The sequence below is a fragment of the Pseudoalteromonas luteoviolacea genome (genome assembly GCF_001696455.1).
GTDB classification, from domain to species: Bacteria; Pseudomonadota; Gammaproteobacteria; order Enterobacterales; family Alteromonadaceae; genus Pseudoalteromonas; species Pseudoalteromonas luteoviolacea_C.
Window position 1 is genome coordinate 66,454 of the sequence record NZ_MAUJ01000007.1, and the last position, 18,995, is coordinate 85,448.

Genomic DNA, 18,995 nt, shown 5'->3' on the forward strand with positions numbered 1-18,995 from the left:
TCATGCCCAATCCTTCCTGATAGGTCAATTAACCCTATAAGCGCTTGTGTTTCTGCATAAAAAAAGGCCGGTAATTACCGGCCTTAATTAAATTAATTAGTCTAACCAGAAGTCTTTTCTGAATTTAAGACCAAATTCACTTCTGTCATTGCTGCGCATAACCCCAACAAAGCCAGATTGCTGCAGACGACCTACATCGTATACTTCATTAAACACGTTCTCGCCATACAGCGTTATCTCAGTATCACCTTCACTGTTGGTGTAAGAAATATTAAAGCCGAATAGCTCGCGAGACTCAATAAACTCGTTAGGGTTATTCACAGACTGGCCTTGCATATCTGAACGATATGAATAGCTAGCATTAACCGCCACAGTCGCGCCAGATGCCATATCAATGAAGTATGATGGAGCAACCATTACCGTCCAACGTGGTGTTAGAGCGGGTGCGTTACCTACAGTGATACCTTGCACACCATCATCAACGTGTGTAATTTCAGAGTCTAAATAACCCACAGAACTGCGAATCGTAAAGTCATCTGTGAGGGCAACCGTTGTTTCTAGCTCGATACCTTGTGCACGAGACTCACCCGCGTTTTCAATGTATGTATTAAAGCCGTTCGAAGGATCATTAAAAGGCAAGGCTAAATCAGTATAGTCAGTCACAAATAATGCTAGCATCATTGAAACTTGGTCATGCACTTGGCCTTTGAAACCCACTTCATAGTTTAGCGCTTTGGTTTCATCAAATGATACAAATGCGTCCGCACCACCAAATGGACGTGGAGGGAAGCCACCACTTTGGTAACCTTTTTGAATTTGCGCGTAAACATTCATATCACGATTTAATTGATATGCTGCGTTCACATCCCAGGTCACTTCATCAAACTTGGCCTGTGCACCTTTTTTGAAGTAACCGAAATCAGCAAACGCATCTTTCTCGTCTTCTGAGTAGCGCAAACCACCACCTAAGCTCAGCTTTTCTGTAACGTCAAAGCTTGCATTGAAATAGGCCGCATATGAATCTGTTTCTTGATCAATACGGAAACGACCATAGTTGCCCGGTACGCTGAACGGGCTAAATACATAAGGCGTTGACTCTGTAAAGCCGTCTTCATTGAAGTAGTAAAGACCCGATACAAAATCCCAAGAATCGAACGTACCGTTTAATTGAAATTCGACAGAGAACTGATCTGCTCCGCCTTCTTCAGGGAACTCTGATAAGTGTAGTGGTGATGCATCATCATCCAAACCACCAGTATAATCAGAACCACGCTTACTGGTGATGAATTTCACTGTGTACTCATCACTCACTTGCCAATCGGCGATCACAGAAGCGCCCCAGCCAGAATAATCAGTGCTTTCAATACCAGCAACTGTCGTGCCCAAGTCATCAGGATTTTCAGGCAACAAGCTCGCATTCAGTAACGGGAAGTCACCATTGTTTGGGTCATTTGGATCAAGACCACCGGTTAACTCTATAGTATAAGGAGACTGGCCTGATTCATTCTCAACCGCATCCACAGCTACATTTAGGCTAAAGTCGGTACTTGGCTGCCACTTGATAGCCAAACGACCGCTCATCTCTTGTTCTTCGCCAATTTCTTTTTCTGGCGCAGCAAGGTTTACAGCGCGACCAACACCATCGCGTTCTTTGTAAGATGCGTTTGCAGCAAAGCTCCACTGGTCGTTGATAGTCTGGTTCGTGTAGATGTCACCACCTAAGCGACCGCGAGAGCCCACTTTAGATTCAACACGTACAACGTCTTCAGAACCAGGCTTTTTAGTAATGATGTTTACCGCACCACCCAGCGTATTTCTGCCATAAAGTGTCCCTTGTGGACCACGCAGAACTTCAACGCGCTCAATATTCGGTAAAGATAGGTTAGAACCCATTTGACGACCAAGATAGACACCATCAACATAAACGCCTACGCCCGGATCGGTTGTGATAATGTGGTCTTGTAAGCCAATGCCTCGAATGAACACAGAAGCGTGCGCCGCGTTACCAACACCATATCTAGTGATATTTAGGTTTGGAACAAATTTACCAATGTCATCTAGATTGCTCATGTTGCCTTTTTCAATGGCGTCTGAGCCGATAGATGTGATCGCTGTTGGTGTTTCGAATAAACTCTCGGTACGTTTACGAGCTGTTACTTCGATTTTTTCAAAAGTATTCTTTTTTGCTTGCGCTTCTTCAGCAGCAAAGGAAGGTAAGCTCACTGCCGACAAGATGGCAGCGCTCAATGCAGATAGACCAACGCGTGGTAAAACTGTTCTCATATTTTCTCCAAAGGAATCGCCGTGTGTGTATTCAACCTGAGGGTGGTTGAAATTATGCCCGCTTAAAAATAGACATAAAAAAAGATGCGCATCACGCATCTATTTCCTCTGGAAGGTCATTATATGTATTTAGTGCGCCAATTGAAATAAAAATTTCATAAATATTTTCATTTGCAAATTTATTACCTAGTAAAAACTTAATAAATACATAAAAGTTACAAGCCAAAATAAAGTAACGCACATGAGTAAACTGGCTGTTTAAGCCACTAATCTACTGGAGTTCGAGATATCTGAAACAGATTACGTTATTTTGGACTACGAAGAAGAAGTATAGAAATGAGTGTGTAAGAGTACTCAGTTGAAATAAAAAATCCCGATGAATACAATTTCACCGGGATTCTTATTTGGTGCGAATGGGGGGACTTGAACCCCCACGAGCATAGCTCACCACCCCCTCAAGATGGCGTGTCTACCAATTCCACCACATTCGCAAATCTTTAGTTTGGTACGTCAGAATTCTCTTCTGAAGCAGGTACATCTGTAGTAGCTGGAACTGTAGTCGCCGCTGGCGCTTCTAAGTTCTCCCACTGATCAGTTTGCTTAATTTGACCTGCTGTTAGGTTACCTAATGCAATACTTAGCACAAAAAACACTGTTGCAAGTACTGTTGTAGTCTTTGTCATAAAGTTGCCTGCACCTGACGAACCGAATACGGTAGCAGACGCACCTGCTCCGAAAGACGACCCCATGTCGGCACCTTTACCTTGCTGAATTAGTATCATTCCAACTAATGCTAATGCAACAACTAAATAGACAACCAAAAGAATCTCGTACATTTACTTATCCTTTTGCACTCTCACAGATAATCTTAAAGGCTTCAGGTTTAAGGCTTGCTCCGCCTATCAAACCACCATCGATATCTGCTTGTGCGAACAATAATTCACTATTACTTTCATTAACACTGCCACCATACAGGATTTGCAGTGTGTTCGAGATTTCAGCATCATAACTTGCTACTAAATCTCTAATAAACTTATGTACTGCTTGAGCTTGCTCAGGAGATGCTGTTTTACCAGTTCCTATTGCCCAAACAGGCTCGTATGCTATCACAGAGTTATTCAATGATGCTATACCTAATTTATCAATTACAGCTTTAATTTGCGCTGCAACGACATTTTCAGTTTGACCTTGCTCTCTTTCTGATTCAGTCTCACCTACACACAGTATAGGGATTAGCTTATCAGTCTGTGCTTGCTCAAACTTGTTGGCTACGTCTTCATTCGACTCACCGTAAATACTTCTTCTCTCAGAATGACCTACAAGTGTGTAAGTTGCGCCTAGCGCCTTAACTAAGGACGCTTGAACCTCACCTGTATATGCACCAAGTGGGTGCTCTGAGATTGTCTGCACGCCGGCTGTTACGCCTGAAGCAACCACGTTGCTCAACAGTGCAGTTGGCGGAATAACAACTACTTCAACATCGTTATTACTGATGTCTTTAATTGTGCTGGCAATGTTTTGAACTAGCTCCAATGAGCCATTCATCTTCCAATTACCCGCTACCATAGGCTTTCTACTTAACATTCGATACTCCGCGTAAGAAAGCGGACGAGATACTAACGCCACTCGTCCAAAGTTACAAGAAAAATTTTACTTTTTTGGTTTAATTGCTCACAGATTCAACAACTTCGGCAATTTGTTGAGAAAAGTCCATCACTTGCTTTTCTTGTTCTGCTTCTACCATAACGCGCACTACTGGCTCGGTGCCGGACTTACGTAACAAAACTCGGCCTTTGCCATCTAGTTCGTTTTCTACCTGTTTAACCGCTTCCTGAACCGCTTTGTCAGCAACAGGATCCGTACCTTTGGCATATCGAACATTAATCATGTTCATAGGGTATTTTGTAAAACCTACACCAAGATCTTTGAGCGTCTTATTTTGTGCAACCATTGCAGCTAAAACTTGAAGACTTGAAATAATACCATCACCAGTCGCAATCAGGTCTAGGTTAAGCACATGACCCGAGCTTTCACCACCGATATTCCATCCTTCTTTAGCTAGTAACTCAAGTACATAGCGATCTCCCACTTTACTACGTAGGAAAGGAATATCCTGTGCTTTGAGCGCATTTTCAAGGCCCATATTAGACATCACAGTACCAACCACACCGCCTTTGAGTGTGCCATTGAACTTGGCTTGCATAGCTGCAATATAGACGATGTCATCACCGTCAAATACACGGCCGTTATGATCAACCATCATGACTCGGTCGCCGTCTCCATCATAGGCGATACCAACATCCGCCTGATGCTCAAGTACTTGACGTTTTAACGCATCTACATGTGTTGCACCACACTCTGCGTTGATATTTACGCCATCAGGCTCACAAGCTGTAGCGATTACTTCTGCACCTAACTCCTCCATAACAGACGGCGCAATATGATAAGTTGCACCATTTGCGCAATCCAGTACGATTTTGATGCCCTCTAATGACAGCTCTTTTGGAAATTGGCTTTTGCAGAACTCGATATAACGACCGCTTGCGCTATCCAAACGACGGGCTTTACCTAACGACTCTGATGGTACACACGTCATTGGTTCGTCGAGCATTGCTTCGATCTCTAACTCCACGTCATCGGCTAGTTTTTTGCCGTTACCAGAGAAGAACTTAATGCCATTATCATGGTAAGGGTTGTGAGATGCACTGATCACAATACCAGCTTCGGCTCTAAACGTTTGCGTCAAATAGGCGACTGCGGGAGTTGGCATAGGACCCAGTAGAACAACATCGATTCCTGCGGCTATTAAGCCTGCTTCAAGCGAAGTTTCAAGTAGGTACCCTGAAATGCGCGTATCTTTACCAATTATTACTTTTTTAGTGCCTGATTTGGATAGGACTTTACCTGCAGCCCAGCCTAACTTAAGCGCAAATTCTGGTGTAATTGGAAACTCACCCACAAGTCCTCTTACACCATCAGTGCCAAAATATTTTCTCGTTGTCATTTAGTTACTCCATGGTTTGCTGCAGCCCATACCTGCAACACATCACTGGTTTCTTTTACATCATGAACGCGTATGATGTGCGCACCTTGTTGTGCACATAACAATGCGCCGCTTAAGCTTGCAGCCAAGCGTTCATTTGTATCCCGGTTTAATAAATTCCCAAACATTGATTTGCGTGATAAACCTGCCAATAGAGGCATACTCAATTCACAGAATTGATTAAACTTCCCAAGCAATTCAAAGTTATGTTGTAAAGATTTTCCGAATCCGAAGCCTGGATCCAAAATGAGTCTAGCGCGCGCAATACCTAGCTTTTCACACGCCGCAATTCTAGCCTCAAAAAAAGAAAGAATATCGTTGATTAGGTGGTCGTATTTAGGCGCTATTTGCATTGTTCTCGGTTGCCCCTGCATGTGCATTAAACATATTGGCACATCGGAAAACTGAGCGGCAACCTCTATACACCCCTCTTCTTGCAACGCCCGTACGTCATTAATAATATCAGCCCCAGCTAGCACAGCTTGTTTCATTACTTCAGCTTTACTGGTGTCTATTGATATTACACAGTCAGATTGTGCGCGAATCGCTTCGATTACGGGGATTACTCTATCCAACTCCTCATTTAACGATACATCAGCCGCACCTGGTCGGGTCGATTCACCGCCAATATCAAGGATGCTCGCACCATGCTCTAACAGCTCAAGCGCCTGAATGACAGCGTTATCATTTTTGTAGTACTTACCACCATCAGAAAAAGAATCTGGAGTTGTGTTAACGATGCCCATAATTTGCGGGCTTTGGAGATCAAGAGTACGACCTCGAGGTAGAGAGAGTTGAAACATAAATCGCCTTCCTATTATTTGTATCTAAGCATACTTTAAATACCCCTACCAGTTTCTTGACCAAAATCACTCACATAGAGATTGGTATTAGGCGTATATAGATACAAAGTATTACATAAGATACAAAAAGGCCTCGAAGGTTCACCATTCGAGGCCTTAATTCCTGCTGTGACATTTTACCTTTTATTAAGGCTTGTCATCAACCTCTGTATTACTTGGAGGCGGGACATCCGAGTTGTTTTCACCACTCTTCGTCACATCTGAACCACTGTCTTTGTCTGACTTGCGGTCATGAGCATCTCTTGGTGGACGAACTTCTTTACGTTCCATAAGGTCGTCTATTTGTCCTGCATCGATTGTTTCATACTTCATCAATGCATCTTTCATCGCATGAAGAATATCCATATTGTCTTTTAGGATTTGTTCTGCTCGGTCATAGTTGCGAGTAACAAATGACTTAATTTCTTCATCGATAAGTTTTGCAGTTTCGCCTGAAACACCAGACATTCTTGAACCACCGCCACCCATGTACATTTCACCTTGCTCTTCCATGTACATTTGTGGCCCAAGTACGGGGCTCAAACCCCATTGAGTAACCATCTTGCGGGCAATGTCTGTTGCGCGTTCGATATCATTACTCGCACCTGTCGTGACCTTTTCATCACCATAAATAATGGCTTCTGCAATTCGACCACCGTAAAGACTAGACAGCATTGATTCTAGATGCTCTTTAGAGTGACTTACGCGATCTTGCTCTGGTAGATACATAGTAACACCGAGTGCTCTGCCACGCGGAATGATTGACACTTTGTAAACCGGATCATGTTCTGGTACCAAACGACCTACAATTGCATGTCCCGCTTCGTGGTATGCTGTCATCTCTTTTTCTTTCTCTGACATGACCATCGATTTGCGCTCTGCACCCATCATGATCTTGTCTTTAGCAGCATCAAACTCAGCCATGCTCACTTTGCGCTTATTACCACGTGCAGCAAATAACGCAGCTTCATTTACTAAGTTAGCTAGATCTGCACCCGAGAAACCAGGCGTACCACGTGCGATGAGCGACGCCTCAACATTAGAATCAAGAGGCACTTTACGCATGTGCACGTTCAGAATTTGTTCACGACCTCTTACGTCAGGCAAGCCAACAACGACTTGGCGGTCAAATCGACCAGGTCTCAACAGTGCCGGGTCTAAAACGTCCGGACGGTTAGTCGCAGCGATTACAATGATCCCCTCATTGCCTTCAAAACCATCCATCTCAACAAGCATTTGGTTTAGTGTTTGCTCACGTTCGTCGTGACCGCCACCCATACCAGCACCCCGTTTACGACCTACCGCATCGATCTCATCGATAAATATAATGCAAGGTGCTGCTTTTTTGGCTTGCTCGAACATATCTCTCACACGAGAGGCACCCACACCTACAAACATTTCCACAAAGTCAGAACCTGAAATGGTAAAGAATGGGACCTTTGCCTCACCTGCTACTGCTTTAGCAAGTAACGTTTTACCAGTACCAGGAGGACCTACCATCAACACCCCTTTAGGAATGTTGCCACCTAACTTTTGGAATTTAGAGGGGTCACGTAAAAAGTCTACTAGCTCTGTAACGTCTTCTTTTGCTTCATCACAACCAGCAACGTCGGCAAACGTAGTTTTTACCTGATCTTCGCTCATTAGGCGCGCTTTGCTTTTACCAAAAGACATCGCACCTTTGCCGCCACCGCCTTGCATTTGACGCATGAAGAATATCCATACACCAATAAGCAATAACATTGGGAACCAAGAAATGAAAACGTTAGCTAAGAAAGATTGCTCTTCAGGTGCAACGCCTTTTACGTTTACATCATTCTTTAGCAAGTCATTAATTAGATCTTCATCATATAACGGCATGATTGTTTGGAAACGCTCTCCGTTATTTTTAATCCCTGAAATAGTACCCGCGGCACGGTCAATATTTGCTTCTCTGACCACGCCACTGCGGACTTCTTTTACAAACTGTGTGTAACTTGTCTGACGATCAGATTGTTCGCCACCATTGAAACTCTGAAACACTGTCATTAGCACAACCGCTATAACAAGCCAGAGAATTAAGTTCTTCGCCATATCGCTCAAGGGGTTAACCTCTTGTATCCAATTTATTTAAAATCATCTTAAATGCACCTCAACTGTACTACAGTTTGTATCCTGTCGCCACTATATATACTTCTCGTGATCTAGGTCGAGACGCTTTTGGTTTACGGATCTTTACAACTTTAAAGGCATTACGTACTTCTTGTACAAATTGATCAAAGCCTTCGCCCTGAAACACCTTAACCGCAAATGCACCATTCGGTTTGAGTACTTGGTGGCACATATCGAGTGCTAATTCGACTAAATACATGCTACCAGCCTGATCTATGACGTTGTTACCACTCATATTAGGCGCCATATCTGAGAATACCACGTCAATATTCTTACCACCAATCCTATCTAGTAATGCATTGAGTACACTTTCTTCACGAAAGTCACCTTGCAAAAACGCGACGCCAGGTAGAGAGTCCATAGGCAAGATGTCACAAGCAATAACTTCGCCCTTATCAGAAACTTGCTCGGCAAGGTATTGTGACCAACTTCCTGGTGCAGCACCTAAGTCTACAACATGCATACCGGGCCTAATAAGCTTGTCTCGCTGCTGTATTTCTTCCAGTTTAAACACGGCACGAGAACGATAACCCCGCTTTTGGGCTTCGTGTACAAATGGATCATCTACATGTTCTTTTAACCAGCGCTTCGAACTCGCTGAATGCTTTTTATTTGCCATATTCACTGCAACTCATTAGTAATCTTCTTTAGATGGCGTTAGAATGTCGAGAATTCAAGCCTTAATTTAGTAAATTGTACCAATATGACATTATCAAATAAACAGAAGCAACACCTGAAAGGGTTAGCACATGCCCTTAAACCAGTCGTTTTACTTGGCGGTAACGGTCTAACTGAGGGTGTATTGCTAGAAATTGAACAATGTTTAGAAATTCACGAATTGATTAAAGTAAAAGTCCCGACGACTGATCGAGAAACCAAACAGCTTATTTTTGATGCCATTGTACGCGAAACGGGTGCACACAAAGTTCAAGTGATCGGACATATCATCGTGCTGTATCGTCAAAGCGAAGACAAAAAAATAATTTTGCCTCGCAACTAATCATTGTTTGGTTGAACCGCTAATGCGGTTCAACTATGCTCGCCACATCAATGGCTTTTCGCAAAAAGTCTGTCGTTAACTGATTAATTAAACCACTCTCTGCGTTTAGTAATAGGCTGAACCCAATACCCAATGATGGGATGACCGCCACATCTGTTCGATAACCTTGTACCCAGCCACTGTGGTAATAAACGGTTTCACCTTCAAAACTGTAAATTCGCCATCCGAGCCCATAATGCGCTTGTTCCACATACTTTTTCCACACGCGCCTTCGCAGTTCTCGCTTAGTTAACGTAAATGGGCGTGATTGAATGGTCAACGCATCGAGTGAAAGAACACTCGGAAACAAACCAAGTTGCGCTTTTAGCCACAAAACCATGTCTTCGGCACTGGCATTCACCCCTGCTGCAGGCGCTACTTTATAGTAGTGTTTCTTAAGTTTTGCCGTATGCCAGTATTTTCGCCCTTTCACATGAGGTAATGCAAAATTATCGTCCTTGGTCATATGTGCATAGCCAAGCCCTGCATTTTTCATCCCCAAGGGCTTAAAAATAAATTCATTTAACCACGTTTCATAACTCAGGCCAGTCGCTTGGTTTATTACATTTCCAATAAGGCTAAACATGACATTTTGATAGCCATAACAAATACCTGGGCGACACAATCTATCAACTTTCAATAATCTTGGATAAATATTGCCATACTCCATCCGTGATTCAATCAGGTTATCGTAGGCATTAGGGACCAGTCCGCTGGAATGACTCAATAAATGATAGACACGAAGGGGGGCATATTGGCTACCTCTAAAAATAGGCAGGTAGTCTGCAACGTAGCGGTCTAAATCAACTTTTTCGTCCGCAGCTAATTTTGCAGTCAATGATCCTGCAAACGTTTTTGACACAGACGCGAGGCGAAATCGCGTTTGCCCATTTACAGGTCGGCCTCTTTTAGTCTTAGTTTTACCATACCCTTTAGCTATATCTCCATATTTTACATGAGTTATGCTCAAGGCTGCCCCGGGTATCGATTTTTCTTTTAGTTTTTGTCGGACTTGCTTAGAATAGTCGCTTACAAAATGCTCCCATGCTTTTGCTTTGTTGTGTTCTTCACTCTTCGTTGAAAGTGATAAAGTCAGCAATAGTAAGCATTTTGAGTAAATAAATAGTGACTTCATAATGACTCAGTACATTAACACGCGATGTTATGGTATCACGAAGTAAGTCGCTAGCTCACGACATACATAAAATAAAACAAGAATCTTTGTAGCTTGGTGCTCGAAGCAAAATCCCTGTTACAAACTTGAACAATTTAACGCTGTCGTCATGCATGGGTTACCGTGTAAAATTTGGTGAAAAATCCACTTAACTTGATAGAAAATAGTAATTTGAGGTATTTATAATGCGAGGAATCATTAGCTGTTTAGCAGTGATAGGCTTAACAGGATGTGCTATGACTCAGCCACTAGCGCCAAAGCTAGGTGTTCCTCCTAAACCGCTGTTGCAAAAATCCATCTATCAAATCAGCTACACCGCTGAATTGGAGTCCGCACGTATCAAGTCGGTTCAATTACCTGCTCATGTCGTTAAAAAACAAGATACGGTGTACATCGACTCAAGCAAAGTGACACTCACTGACAACTTGCATTCAGCACTAGTTAAAATGTTGCGTAATAAGGGCTTAAAGGTAGAACCTCAACAAAATACTGATTACCGTTTAGTGATCCAGCAAATGGAACTCTCTTACGGACGAGATAAAACCTATGTGCTCAATAAACCAAGTAATGACCACCCCTATATCGCTCAAATTTCTCAAACAAACCCCAGTAAACAGTGTAGTAATATAACAGCATCTTTAAGTATGCGTTTAACACACAACCAATCTGCGGATGTGGTTTGGTTTGCTAAATCGTCCGTTGACAGCGCAGGGTTTCAAGGTATTCCTTTACAATACTCATTTACAGAAACTGAAAAAGTAGTGAATGAGCAAGAAATCATTACTTTTGTCACAGAACAAAACACTGAGCAAGCACGAAAAGCAAGGCATAAAGAGCCAGTTACCATTCCCCAATACATTGTCAAACCGGATGTTACACCGCTAATTAAGGTAGCTGGCGCGTGTGAAAAGGCGGAAGTGAGTGAACTAACTCCCAGAATGATGCTGACGCTGACAAACAACTTAATCGATAAGCTTAATGTTCAATAAAGAACAAACTCATACACTTACTTACATAAAAATTTCTTTGCACAATTATAATGCCAGGATGATATAAAATAGTTAGTATGACTTTAAAAGAGGCAAGTATCATCGTCCATAATGATACTTAGCTGGTATGTAAAGGAGAGTTTTCATGGAGCAGTACGGTACGATATTACTCGTTGAGGATGATGAATCACTAGCGCAGTGGGTAGCAGACTATTTAAATAATCAAGGTTATACGACTCACTGTTGTCATCGCGGCGATGAAGTCGTTTCAATGGTAAAACAGCACAACCCCGACTTAGTTTTGCTGGATATTATGCTCCCCGGACAAGACGGTATTAGCGTCTGTAGAGAGCTTCGTCAGTTCTACAGCAAACCGATCATCATGCTAACCGCAAAAGACGAAGAAATGGATGAAGTTATCGGTTTGGAAGTGGGTGCCAGTGATTACGTTATCAAACCTGTTCGTCCGAGAGCTTTGTTAGCCAGAATCAAAGCAAATGCTCGCGCAGCACAAGACAGTAGTGCTCAAAGTGACTCTAGTAGTGCCATCTTGAACGTTGGAAATCTCAAAATTGATACACAAGCTCGAAAGGTTCTGGTATCGGGCCAAGAAGTCGCTATATCCAGTGCCGAGTACTTATTACTTCATTTCCTTGCCTCAAACGCAGGCAATGTAGTTTCCCGAGATGCGGTGTTTAAAGCCACAAAAGGCAGAGAATACGATGGCCTTGACCGAAGCGTCGATGTCCTTATATCCGCACTACGTAAAAAGTTTGATGACGACCCACAAAACCCTGAAAAAATTAAAACTATTTGGGGCAAGGGCTACTTGCTAGTGCCTACTGCTTGGTAAAATCTATTGAGCTGTGTAACACACACTGTTCACAGCTCATTCCTCCAGCTCTTGAAGTTGTCATGTTGTTCTAGGTAGAGTGAATTTGTGAGAAAACTATATTTATCCTTGCTTACCGGTGTGATTATTTCAATCATTGTTCTTGGATGGTTGATAGACACCCTCAACGAGCAAACCTCTCCGGACGATGACAGTTTCTTTTGGCAAGCCAAACTATTGGTTGGCATCGCCAATCAAGCGAGTTCAACTCCTTTAGAAGAAAGGCTTCAGTTTATAGAAAAGGCAGGTAAAGACTTTGACCTCTCTATTTCCTATCACTCCGGTGCTTCCCTAGCTTTGCCCTCAGAAGTTACTGAGCAAATGTATAGACCTCAGGGGCTCCTAATAGACTCAGATGAGGGTTATTTTTATCTGCTCAAATCAACGCCGCAATTGATGCCTGATTACATTGAGCTGCAGTTACAAAAACCCCCGGAGCGTAACAGCTATGATGTACTACTCACTCTGGCGTTTTACTCTGGTGTGTGTGCACTTATGTGGTTTGTATTGGCACCGTTGGCTAAGCGTCTATCTGTTTTAACACATGCAGCAAAGCAATTTGCCAGTGGTAATTTAGACACCCGTATCGAAGTAAACCACTTCACATACATCAAAGATGTAGAGTTAACTTTTAACCGAATGGCCAATCAAATAGAAAAACTTTTGGCTGAAAATAAATTAATGGCGTCAAGCTTATCTCACGATATTCGCACACCCGTCGCTTGTTTACGATTTGGTTTTGATGCTGCATTAGAAGAAGATGATATTCAAGAAGTCCATCAATTGCTCGAACGCATGGAAAAAGATTTAGATCAAATGGAAGATATGCTTTCTAGCTATTTATCATTTGCAACGCTGGAGCAAAAGTCCCATTTATTAAAATTCGAACCTATCATGTTAACTGGTTATATCTCAGATGTTGTTACCCAAATGCACCCTAAAATGTCTAAAAAGGGGCTGACAGCCAACATCTCAATCCACCCAGAATTAGTCATTGAAGCAGATCTTCATTGGCTCGCACGTGCTATTTCCAATCTATTAAGTAACGCATGCGACTTTGCAAATATGCAGCTATTTGTCAGCGCCCAGCAGCATGATCATGAAATAGAAATAAACATCGAGGATGATGGTCCAGGTATTGAACAAGAAAACTGGAATAAGGTCTTTGATCCATTCTTTCAAGAGCAAGGACACCGTAATCGTGCTGGTAAAAGTTATGGCTTAGGACTTGCCATCGTAGCGAAAGTTGTTGACTGGCATCATGGAAAAGCAGCGGTAAGCCGCTCAGAGTTACTAGGTGGCGCAAAATTTACATTAACCTTACCGTGTAAAGCAGTTTCACAAAACGTACATAACAGCTGACACCACCTCAAAAAATCACAACAAAAAAGACTAAATATCATAACGTTAAAATCATATTCGTAATTTTAAAGTGGATATTTACAACTACGGTCATTTTTAGCCTTAAATCTTGCGCTAGATCAGTGCAGATAAGACTTTTTTATTTGTCTTCATTTACAGTAGATTGTTGCGGCCGTCTTTAAAAAAAGAGAAATAAAAAAACATGAGCAGTATTCGAGGAGAGTTTAGTTCTCGGTTTGGATTTATTATGGCCGCCGCGGGCTCTGCCGTAGGCTTGGGCAACATTTGGGGATTCCCTACACAAACAGCGAGTAATGGTGGTGCTGCGTTTGTACTCGTTTATTTAGTCTTGGCATTTTGCCTAGCATATCCGGCTTTAATGGCGGAACTTGTCATTGGTCGACACGGTCAAGCAAATGCTGTCGCCTCACTACAAAAACTAGCAAACAATCAAATGCAAAAGCGCTTTGCCTTTCTCGTTGGATTTGGTGGTATTGTTTGCGCTGGCCTCATTTTGAGCTTTTATGCCATTGTCGCAGGGTGGATGTTTAGTGCGACGCTAGAACCCATTTCTGTTATCGCAGGATCTGAGCAAGCGACGTCTTGGTTAAGTGAGCAGTCACTATCAAGAGATCTTATTTTTACCGCTATATTCATCATTCTGACAGTCTCAATTATTAGTAAAGGTGTCGAAAATGGCATCGAAAAATGGTCAAAGAGACTTATGCCTGCTCTGCTATTTATTCTCTTTGCACTCATCGCGTACGTGCTCACCCAAGATGGCGCAATGACAGGATTAAAGGCATACCTAGTACCAGATTTTGGCTCAATTTTAGACCCTGGCCTGCTCGTCAGTGCACTTGGGCAAGCGTTTTTTTCCTTGTCTTTAGGCACAAGCGTTATGATCATCTACGGCTCATACATTAGTAAACAAGAAAACTTAGTGTCGTTAGGTGCATACGTGACGTTAATTGATGTATTTATCGCCTTTGTAGCGGGTATGTTGATCATTCCAGCTATGTATGTAGCTCAAGCTCAAGGCGTTGAAATATTCTCTGCTTCAGGAGAACTGCTGTCTGAAGACACATTAGTATTCCAAGTATTACCCGCTTTATTTGAAAGTATGGGCAGCATAGGTATTTACATTGGCTTTGCATTTTTCGCCTTAATGAGTATTGCGGCACTGACAAGCTCAATCTCTATGCTTGAGGCACCAGTTTCATACGTAGTAGAAAAGTTTGCTCTGGCTCGTGTACAAGCAACCTGGCTAATTGGTTTCATTGTCAGTGTTGTGAGTGTATCGATTATTTTTAACTTCTCAGCACTCTTTGGGTTTGTAGTTCAGCTAACCACGCAATTTGCACAACCGCTGCTCGGCATGCTGTGTTGTATCTTTGCAGGTTGGATCTGGCATCGAAGCAAGCTACTTGCTGAAATAAAAGAAGGTAACGAAGCGGTAGATAACACTTTGTTCTGGAAAATTTGGCCATGGTATATCAAGTTTGTCTGCCCATTGGCCATTGGCTTGGTATTTATCAATTCATTATAAAAAAAGGCGCTTCGAACGAAGCGCCTTTTTCTTTGTAAAGCCGTAAGCTTTTAATTACCCTGCTTTAACTGCATATCTAAATGCTCTATGCCATCTTCGAGATACACATCGCTGATCGGTTCAAATCCGAGTTTGCCATAAAATGGTTGCAGGTAGCTCTGTGCCGCTATTTGTACATTCATTTGCGGAAACTGTTGATGGCAGCAAGCCAACGCCGCGTTCATCAACGTGTAGCCCATTCCCGCGCCTCTGCCATCAGGTGTGATTAATACGCGTCCGATACTCGCTGTATTCTCTGACTTCGGATAGCACCTTGCATAAGCTTTCAAACACCCATGCTCCAAAAAAAGAAGATGACGCGTATTTAAATCACGGTCTATGTCATCAATTTCTGGATAAGCACATTCTTGTTCAACAACAAATACATCAACACGCGCTTTAAACATCATGAAAATTTCTTCATGGCTAAGCTCATAAAAGGATTTTACAACCGGTTCTAACATGCGTTATCTCAGCTCCAACAGCGATTATGCAAACAGACGCTCTAGCTGATCACAGATACGCGATAGGTTAACTTGATCATGTTCAATCGTTAAATCAATATAGCCATCACTTCTAAAGGCACGATCCAATTCAATCAATACGTGTGTTTTATGCGCTTCAGGTACGAAAGAAAGTTCTACCTCTTGCAAACCAAACATTGAGTGGCTACTTGGGCGATACTCAATTTCTTGATAGCAACCAGAAGTCGACTGGAAGCTCGAAGCTCTCAGGTAGCCCTTTTCTACGTCCGCTTTAACCAATTGAAAGCCCAATTTCTCCATCGCACTTAATACGGCTTTCACGGCTTCATTAGGGTAGATATGTAACGCATCTTTATCCGAAGGGTCCAGTGCGAGATCTATATCTAATCCAGTCTCTATCCAGACATGGCAGTGATTGTATGGCGCATTGATTTGAGTAATTGGAGTCTCTGAATGGAGTCGAGCTTCAAAAGGTATCGTTCTTTGTTCACCAGGGGAAATTGTAAACTCTTCAGGGATACGCCATTTATCTATGACGTGATTTGTAAAGTACTCTCCATCGTCACTTTCAACCTTGACCTTGGTCATTAACGCCAACTCAAGTCCAGAAATCTCCTGCTCTACATCACCACCCATCACTATAATTTGTGCTTGAAACTTTTGACCTGGGTGTAAGTGCTCAGTTTCCAATACTGTATCGACTTTTGCAGCACCTACTCCAACAGATGCTAAGAGTTTTTTAAACATCATTACTCCTCTCGAGGATGTTCCGTTAAGGCATCTTAAACACATTTGCCGAGACTTGTCAGTGAAAATCTATCGTTTTTATTTAATTCGAACTTTGTTCGCTTTATCGGTGTACAAAGTTTGATACTGATTTATCCATAATTTGTTTATAAAACAGTTTGATTTGATAGAATCAGACTACCTAGTACAATCTGCATGACTTATGGAACTACTTTATTTTGCTATTGCTTTTGCTTGTGGGTTTTCTGTCTATCAGCTTAAGCTGCCGCCGTTGATTGGATTCTTAATGGCTGGTTTTATCCTCAATCTATTGGGGCAGCAAACCACACCGCTTCTCTCTCAACTAGCCGATTTAGGCGTTACTATTCTGTTGTTCAGTATCGGCCTAAAACTCAGAGTAAAAAACCTCGTCAAACCACAAGTTTGGGCCCCTGCGACATTACATATTATTTTGAGCAGCGCTTTTTTTGCCTCTTTACTCTTGCTGCTCGGCATCATGCAACTACCTCTGTTTGACCAACTGGACTTACAAAGCGCATTGCTAGTCGGTTTTGCTTTTAGCTTTTCCAGTACCGTTTTCGCAGTAAAAGTACTCGAAGAAAGAGGCGAAATGGCCAGCCTGCATGGCAAGATCGCCATTGGTATTTTAGTCATGCAAGATATTTTCGCAGTGGTTTTCCTCGCAGTAAGTACAGGTAAAGTGCCCAATATTTGGGCTGTCGCCCTGATTGCAGGACTGTTTGTGTTCCGCTCAGTGATGTTTTGGGTTTTAAGCCGCTCTAAACACGGTGAACTACTCCCATTGTTTGGCTTTTTCTTCGCGCTCGTAGTCGGTTATCATGCTTTTGAGTTTGCAGGTTTAAAAGGTGACTTAGGCGCGCTCATAATTGGTATGATTTTCGCCCCTCACAAAAAAGCCAGCGAACTATCTAAATCACTGTTAAATCTAAAAAATGTCCTATTAGTCGGGTTTTTCCTGAACATTGGTTTAAATGCCAGTATGTCGACAAATGCACTGCTTATCGGGCTCTTACTCGTACTGGTATTACCGGTTAAAGTTTTACTTTACTATGTACTGACTAACCGCTTTAGGCTGCGTGCTCGTACCTCACTACTTAGCGCATTTACTTTGTCCAATTACAGTGAATTCGGGCTGATTGTATGTGCTGTCGCCGCAAGCAGCGGGCTGATTGCCGCAGATTGGTTAGCGGTCGTTGCCATTGCCGTATCATTAACTTTCATTATCGCCTCTCCACTAAATAAACGCGCGAATGAGCTGTATGTGAAGTTTGAGCATATTTTAGTGCGCTTCGAAAACCCTAAACGCTTGGAAGAAGAGCTGCCAGTCAACCTTACTGATACTCGCATCGTTATTTTTGGTATGGGGCGTATAGGTACCGGTGCTTATGAAACCATACATAGTTCTCACCCTGGTTCCGTTGCTGGAATCGACATTAAACCAGAGGTCGTGGATAAACATATCAGACGCGGAAGGCGTGTATTAATCGCAGACGCGACCGATCCAGACTTTTGGCAGCGAGTTAACCACTCAAATGTCGAGATGGTCATGCTTGCAATGCCTAAGCATATGCAAAACATATATGCACTTGAACAACTCCAAGCGTCAGGTTATCAGGGACAAGTGACCGCAATTGCGAACTACCCTGACCAGCAAAAAGAACTGGAGGATATGGGGGTTCACTCTACTTATAACTTCTATTTAGAGGCCGGTAGCGGTTTTGCAGAACACGTAAAAGAAAAATTATTCTAGGTTTTATTGTGATAGTTCTCAGGCCCCTTAAAAGGTACTGAGAACTATTTTTATTTTCCTGTCATACACTTACATCTAGACGTCTAAAATACCCCGCGACTTTCCATCATTTTTTGTAATAGTGCGATTTACAAAACTTTACAACGAAGTTAGTAATTCGACCATGAAAAAGAGTACACTGGCTACGTCATTTAGAGAACGTGTCTCTAATTTTTGTACTTAAATCTTATACTTAGTATCTGTTTTTAGGAACAAGAAGAAATTCTATCAAGATTGTTAATGAGGGTTTGCATGAGCAAAAATAAGTTAAATTCGTACTTTCCAGCAGCTGTTGATGACGTCAATGCAGCCCCGTTTTCAGACATACAAAAACGTTTGGATGATATTCAGGACTCGGGAATGACAGCGCTCGCCATTCGTAATATTTTATTTCATAAAATGTTAGATCTACACGCTGTGCCTCAAGATCACTATTTACGTAACGAGTCTACTCCGGAACGACTTGATGACCCAAGCTTAATCAACAAGCTTAATGAACTCGGTTTTTATCGCACTTCAAGTCGAGTAATGCACTAATTTAGTATCGATTTTAAGAGGGGCCTACTCCCCTCTCACTAGGCTGGCCATGC

17 protein-coding genes and 1 tRNA gene are annotated in these 18,995 nt (G+C 42.4%); 7 read left to right on the top strand and 11 right to left on the bottom strand.

The window, feature by feature from the left end; translation table 11 throughout:
• Positions 1–96: 96 nt before the first annotated feature.
• From A7985_RS18350 to rlmE, 8 genes are all read right to left on the bottom strand, one after another.
• The gene (locus A7985_RS18350; RefSeq protein ID WP_065792103.1) at positions 97–2,283 is read right to left on the bottom strand and encodes a TonB-dependent receptor; all 2,187 of its coding nucleotides are present in this window, start codon (positions 2,281–2,283) and stop codon (positions 97–99) included.
• A gap of 405 nt (positions 2,284–2,688) precedes the next feature.
• Positions 2,689–2,774 (bottom strand) — tRNA-Leu (locus A7985_RS18355).
• A gap of 6 nt (positions 2,775–2,780) precedes the next feature.
• The gene (gene secG, locus A7985_RS18360; RefSeq protein ID WP_065791859.1) at positions 2,781–3,119 is read right to left on the bottom strand and encodes a preprotein translocase subunit SecG; all 339 of its coding nucleotides are present in this window, start codon (positions 3,117–3,119) and stop codon (positions 2,781–2,783) included.
• A 4-nt stretch (positions 3,120–3,123) separates the two neighbouring features.
• Entirely contained in the window at positions 3,124–3,867 is a 744-nt protein-coding gene (gene tpiA, locus A7985_RS18365; RefSeq protein ID WP_065791860.1) for a triose-phosphate isomerase, read from the bottom strand.
• A 79-nt stretch (positions 3,868–3,946) separates the two neighbouring features.
• Positions 3,947–5,287, bottom strand: coding sequence for a phosphoglucosamine mutase (gene glmM / locus A7985_RS18370; RefSeq protein ID WP_065791861.1), 1,341 nt, complete (start codon positions 5,285–5,287; stop codon positions 3,947–3,949).
• On the bottom strand, positions 5,284–6,129 hold the full coding sequence (gene folP, locus A7985_RS18375) for a dihydropteroate synthase (RefSeq protein ID WP_065791862.1): 846 nt from the start codon (positions 6,127–6,129) through the stop codon (positions 5,284–5,286). Before folP ends, glmM begins: the two co-directional genes overlap by 4 nt.
• A gap of 186 nt (positions 6,130–6,315) precedes the next feature.
• Positions 6,316–8,241, bottom strand: a complete 1,926-nt coding sequence (gene ftsH / locus A7985_RS18380; RefSeq protein ID WP_065791863.1) for an ATP-dependent zinc metalloprotease FtsH — start codon at positions 8,239–8,241, stop codon at positions 6,316–6,318.
• A gap of 67 nt (positions 8,242–8,308) precedes the next feature.
• Positions 8,309–8,938: a 23S rRNA (uridine(2552)-2'-O)-methyltransferase RlmE gene (rlmE, locus tag A7985_RS18385; RefSeq protein ID WP_065791864.1), complete on the bottom strand. Its 630-nt coding sequence runs from the start codon at positions 8,936–8,938 to the stop codon at positions 8,309–8,311.
• An 84-nt stretch (positions 8,939–9,022) separates the two neighbouring features.
• Between rlmE and yhbY the strand changes: the two genes are divergently transcribed.
• Positions 9,023–9,319, top strand: coding sequence for a ribosome assembly RNA-binding protein YhbY (yhbY, locus tag A7985_RS18390; protein WP_065791865.1), 297 nt, complete (start codon positions 9,023–9,025; stop codon positions 9,317–9,319).
• A 19-nt stretch (positions 9,320–9,338) separates the two neighbouring features.
• On the opposite strand, the gene A7985_RS18395 is transcribed toward yhbY, so the two are convergent.
• The gene (locus tag A7985_RS18395) at positions 9,339–10,493 is read right to left on the bottom strand and encodes a serine hydrolase domain-containing protein (RefSeq protein ID WP_065791866.1); all 1,155 of its coding nucleotides are present in this window, start codon (positions 10,491–10,493) and stop codon (positions 9,339–9,341) included.
• A gap of 275 nt (positions 10,494–10,768) precedes the next feature.
• Here A7985_RS18395 and A7985_RS18400 point away from each other — a divergent pair, with 275 nt between their 5' ends.
• The 4 genes from A7985_RS18400 to A7985_RS18415 all read left to right on the top strand — a co-directional run bounded on the left by A7985_RS18400 (position 10,769) and on the right by A7985_RS18415 (position 15,324).
• Positions 10,769–11,521 (top strand): hypothetical protein, encoded by a 753-nt coding sequence (locus tag A7985_RS18400; protein WP_256096796.1) that lies wholly within the window; start codon positions 10,769–10,771, stop codon positions 11,519–11,521.
• Positions 11,522–11,666: 145 nt separating this feature from the next.
• Complete coding sequence (locus tag A7985_RS18405; protein WP_065791868.1) at positions 11,667–12,374, top strand: response regulator transcription factor; 708 nt, start codon at positions 11,667–11,669, stop codon at positions 12,372–12,374.
• An 87-nt stretch (positions 12,375–12,461) separates the two neighbouring features.
• Positions 12,462–13,775 (top strand): sensor histidine kinase, encoded by a 1,314-nt coding sequence (locus A7985_RS18410; protein ID WP_065791869.1) that lies wholly within the window; start codon positions 12,462–12,464, stop codon positions 13,773–13,775.
• A gap of 202 nt (positions 13,776–13,977) precedes the next feature.
• The gene (locus tag A7985_RS18415; protein ID WP_065791870.1) at positions 13,978–15,324 is read left to right on the top strand and encodes a sodium-dependent transporter; all 1,347 of its coding nucleotides are present in this window, start codon (positions 13,978–13,980) and stop codon (positions 15,322–15,324) included.
• A 50-nt stretch (positions 15,325–15,374) separates the two neighbouring features.
• On the opposite strand, the gene A7985_RS18420 is transcribed toward A7985_RS18415, so the two are convergent.
• Entirely contained in the window at positions 15,375–15,827 is a 453-nt protein-coding gene (locus A7985_RS18420; protein ID WP_065791871.1) for a GNAT family N-acetyltransferase, read from the bottom strand.
• Between the two features lie 24 nt (positions 15,828–15,851).
• Positions 15,852–16,595 (bottom strand): sporulation protein, encoded by a 744-nt coding sequence (locus A7985_RS18425; protein WP_065791872.1) that lies wholly within the window; start codon positions 16,593–16,595, stop codon positions 15,852–15,854.
• A 202-nt stretch (positions 16,596–16,797) separates the two neighbouring features.
• Between A7985_RS18425 and A7985_RS18430 the strand changes: the two genes are divergently transcribed.
• Positions 16,798–18,366, top strand: a complete 1,569-nt coding sequence (locus tag A7985_RS18430; RefSeq protein ID WP_065791873.1) for a cation:proton antiporter family protein — start codon at positions 16,798–16,800, stop codon at positions 18,364–18,366.
• A 291-nt stretch (positions 18,367–18,657) separates the two neighbouring features.
• Complete coding sequence (locus A7985_RS18435) at positions 18,658–18,942, top strand: hypothetical protein (protein WP_065791874.1); 285 nt, start codon at positions 18,658–18,660, stop codon at positions 18,940–18,942.
• The last annotated feature ends 53 nt before the right edge of the window (positions 18,943–18,995 follow it).

Coding starts and splice junctions, on each gene's coding strand:
- A7985_RS18430 (WP_065791873.1), top strand. CDS start 16,798: ATGGAACTACTTTATTTTGCTATTGCTTTTGCTTGTGGGTTTTCTGTC.
- A7985_RS18350 (WP_065792103.1), bottom strand. CDS start 2,283: ATGAGAACAGTTTTACCACGCGTTGGTCTATCTGCATTGAGCGCTGCC.
- A7985_RS18415 (WP_065791870.1), top strand. CDS start 13,978: ATGAGCAGTATTCGAGGAGAGTTTAGTTCTCGGTTTGGATTTATTATG.
- A7985_RS18395 (WP_065791866.1), bottom strand. CDS start 10,493: ATGAAGTCACTATTTATTTACTCAAAATGCTTACTATTGCTGACTTTA.
- yhbY (WP_065791865.1), top strand. CDS start 9,023: ATGACATTATCAAATAAACAGAAGCAACACCTGAAAGGGTTAGCACAT.
- A7985_RS18435 (WP_065791874.1), top strand. CDS start 18,658: ATGAGCAAAAATAAGTTAAATTCGTACTTTCCAGCAGCTGTTGATGAC.
- A7985_RS18400 (WP_256096796.1), top strand. CDS start 10,769: ATGACTCAGCCACTAGCGCCAAAGCTAGGTGTTCCTCCTAAACCGCTG.
- tpiA (WP_065791860.1), bottom strand. CDS start 3,867: ATGTTAAGTAGAAAGCCTATGGTAGCGGGTAATTGGAAGATGAATGGC.
- ftsH (WP_065791863.1), bottom strand. CDS start 8,241: ATGGCGAAGAACTTAATTCTCTGGCTTGTTATAGCGGTTGTGCTAATG.
- secG (WP_065791859.1), bottom strand. CDS start 3,119: ATGTACGAGATTCTTTTGGTTGTCTATTTAGTTGTTGCATTAGCATTA.
- glmM (WP_065791861.1), bottom strand. CDS start 5,287: ATGACAACGAGAAAATATTTTGGCACTGATGGTGTAAGAGGACTTGTG.
- A7985_RS18420 (WP_065791871.1), bottom strand. CDS start 15,827: ATGTTAGAACCGGTTGTAAAATCCTTTTATGAGCTTAGCCATGAAGAA.
- rlmE (WP_065791864.1), bottom strand. CDS start 8,938: ATGGCAAATAAAAAGCATTCAGCGAGTTCGAAGCGCTGGTTAAAAGAA.
- A7985_RS18405 (WP_065791868.1), top strand. CDS start 11,667: ATGGAGCAGTACGGTACGATATTACTCGTTGAGGATGATGAATCACTA.
- folP (WP_065791862.1), bottom strand. CDS start 6,129: ATGTTTCAACTCTCTCTACCTCGAGGTCGTACTCTTGATCTCCAAAGC.
- A7985_RS18425 (WP_065791872.1), bottom strand. CDS start 16,595: ATGTTTAAAAAACTCTTAGCATCTGTTGGAGTAGGTGCTGCAAAAGTC.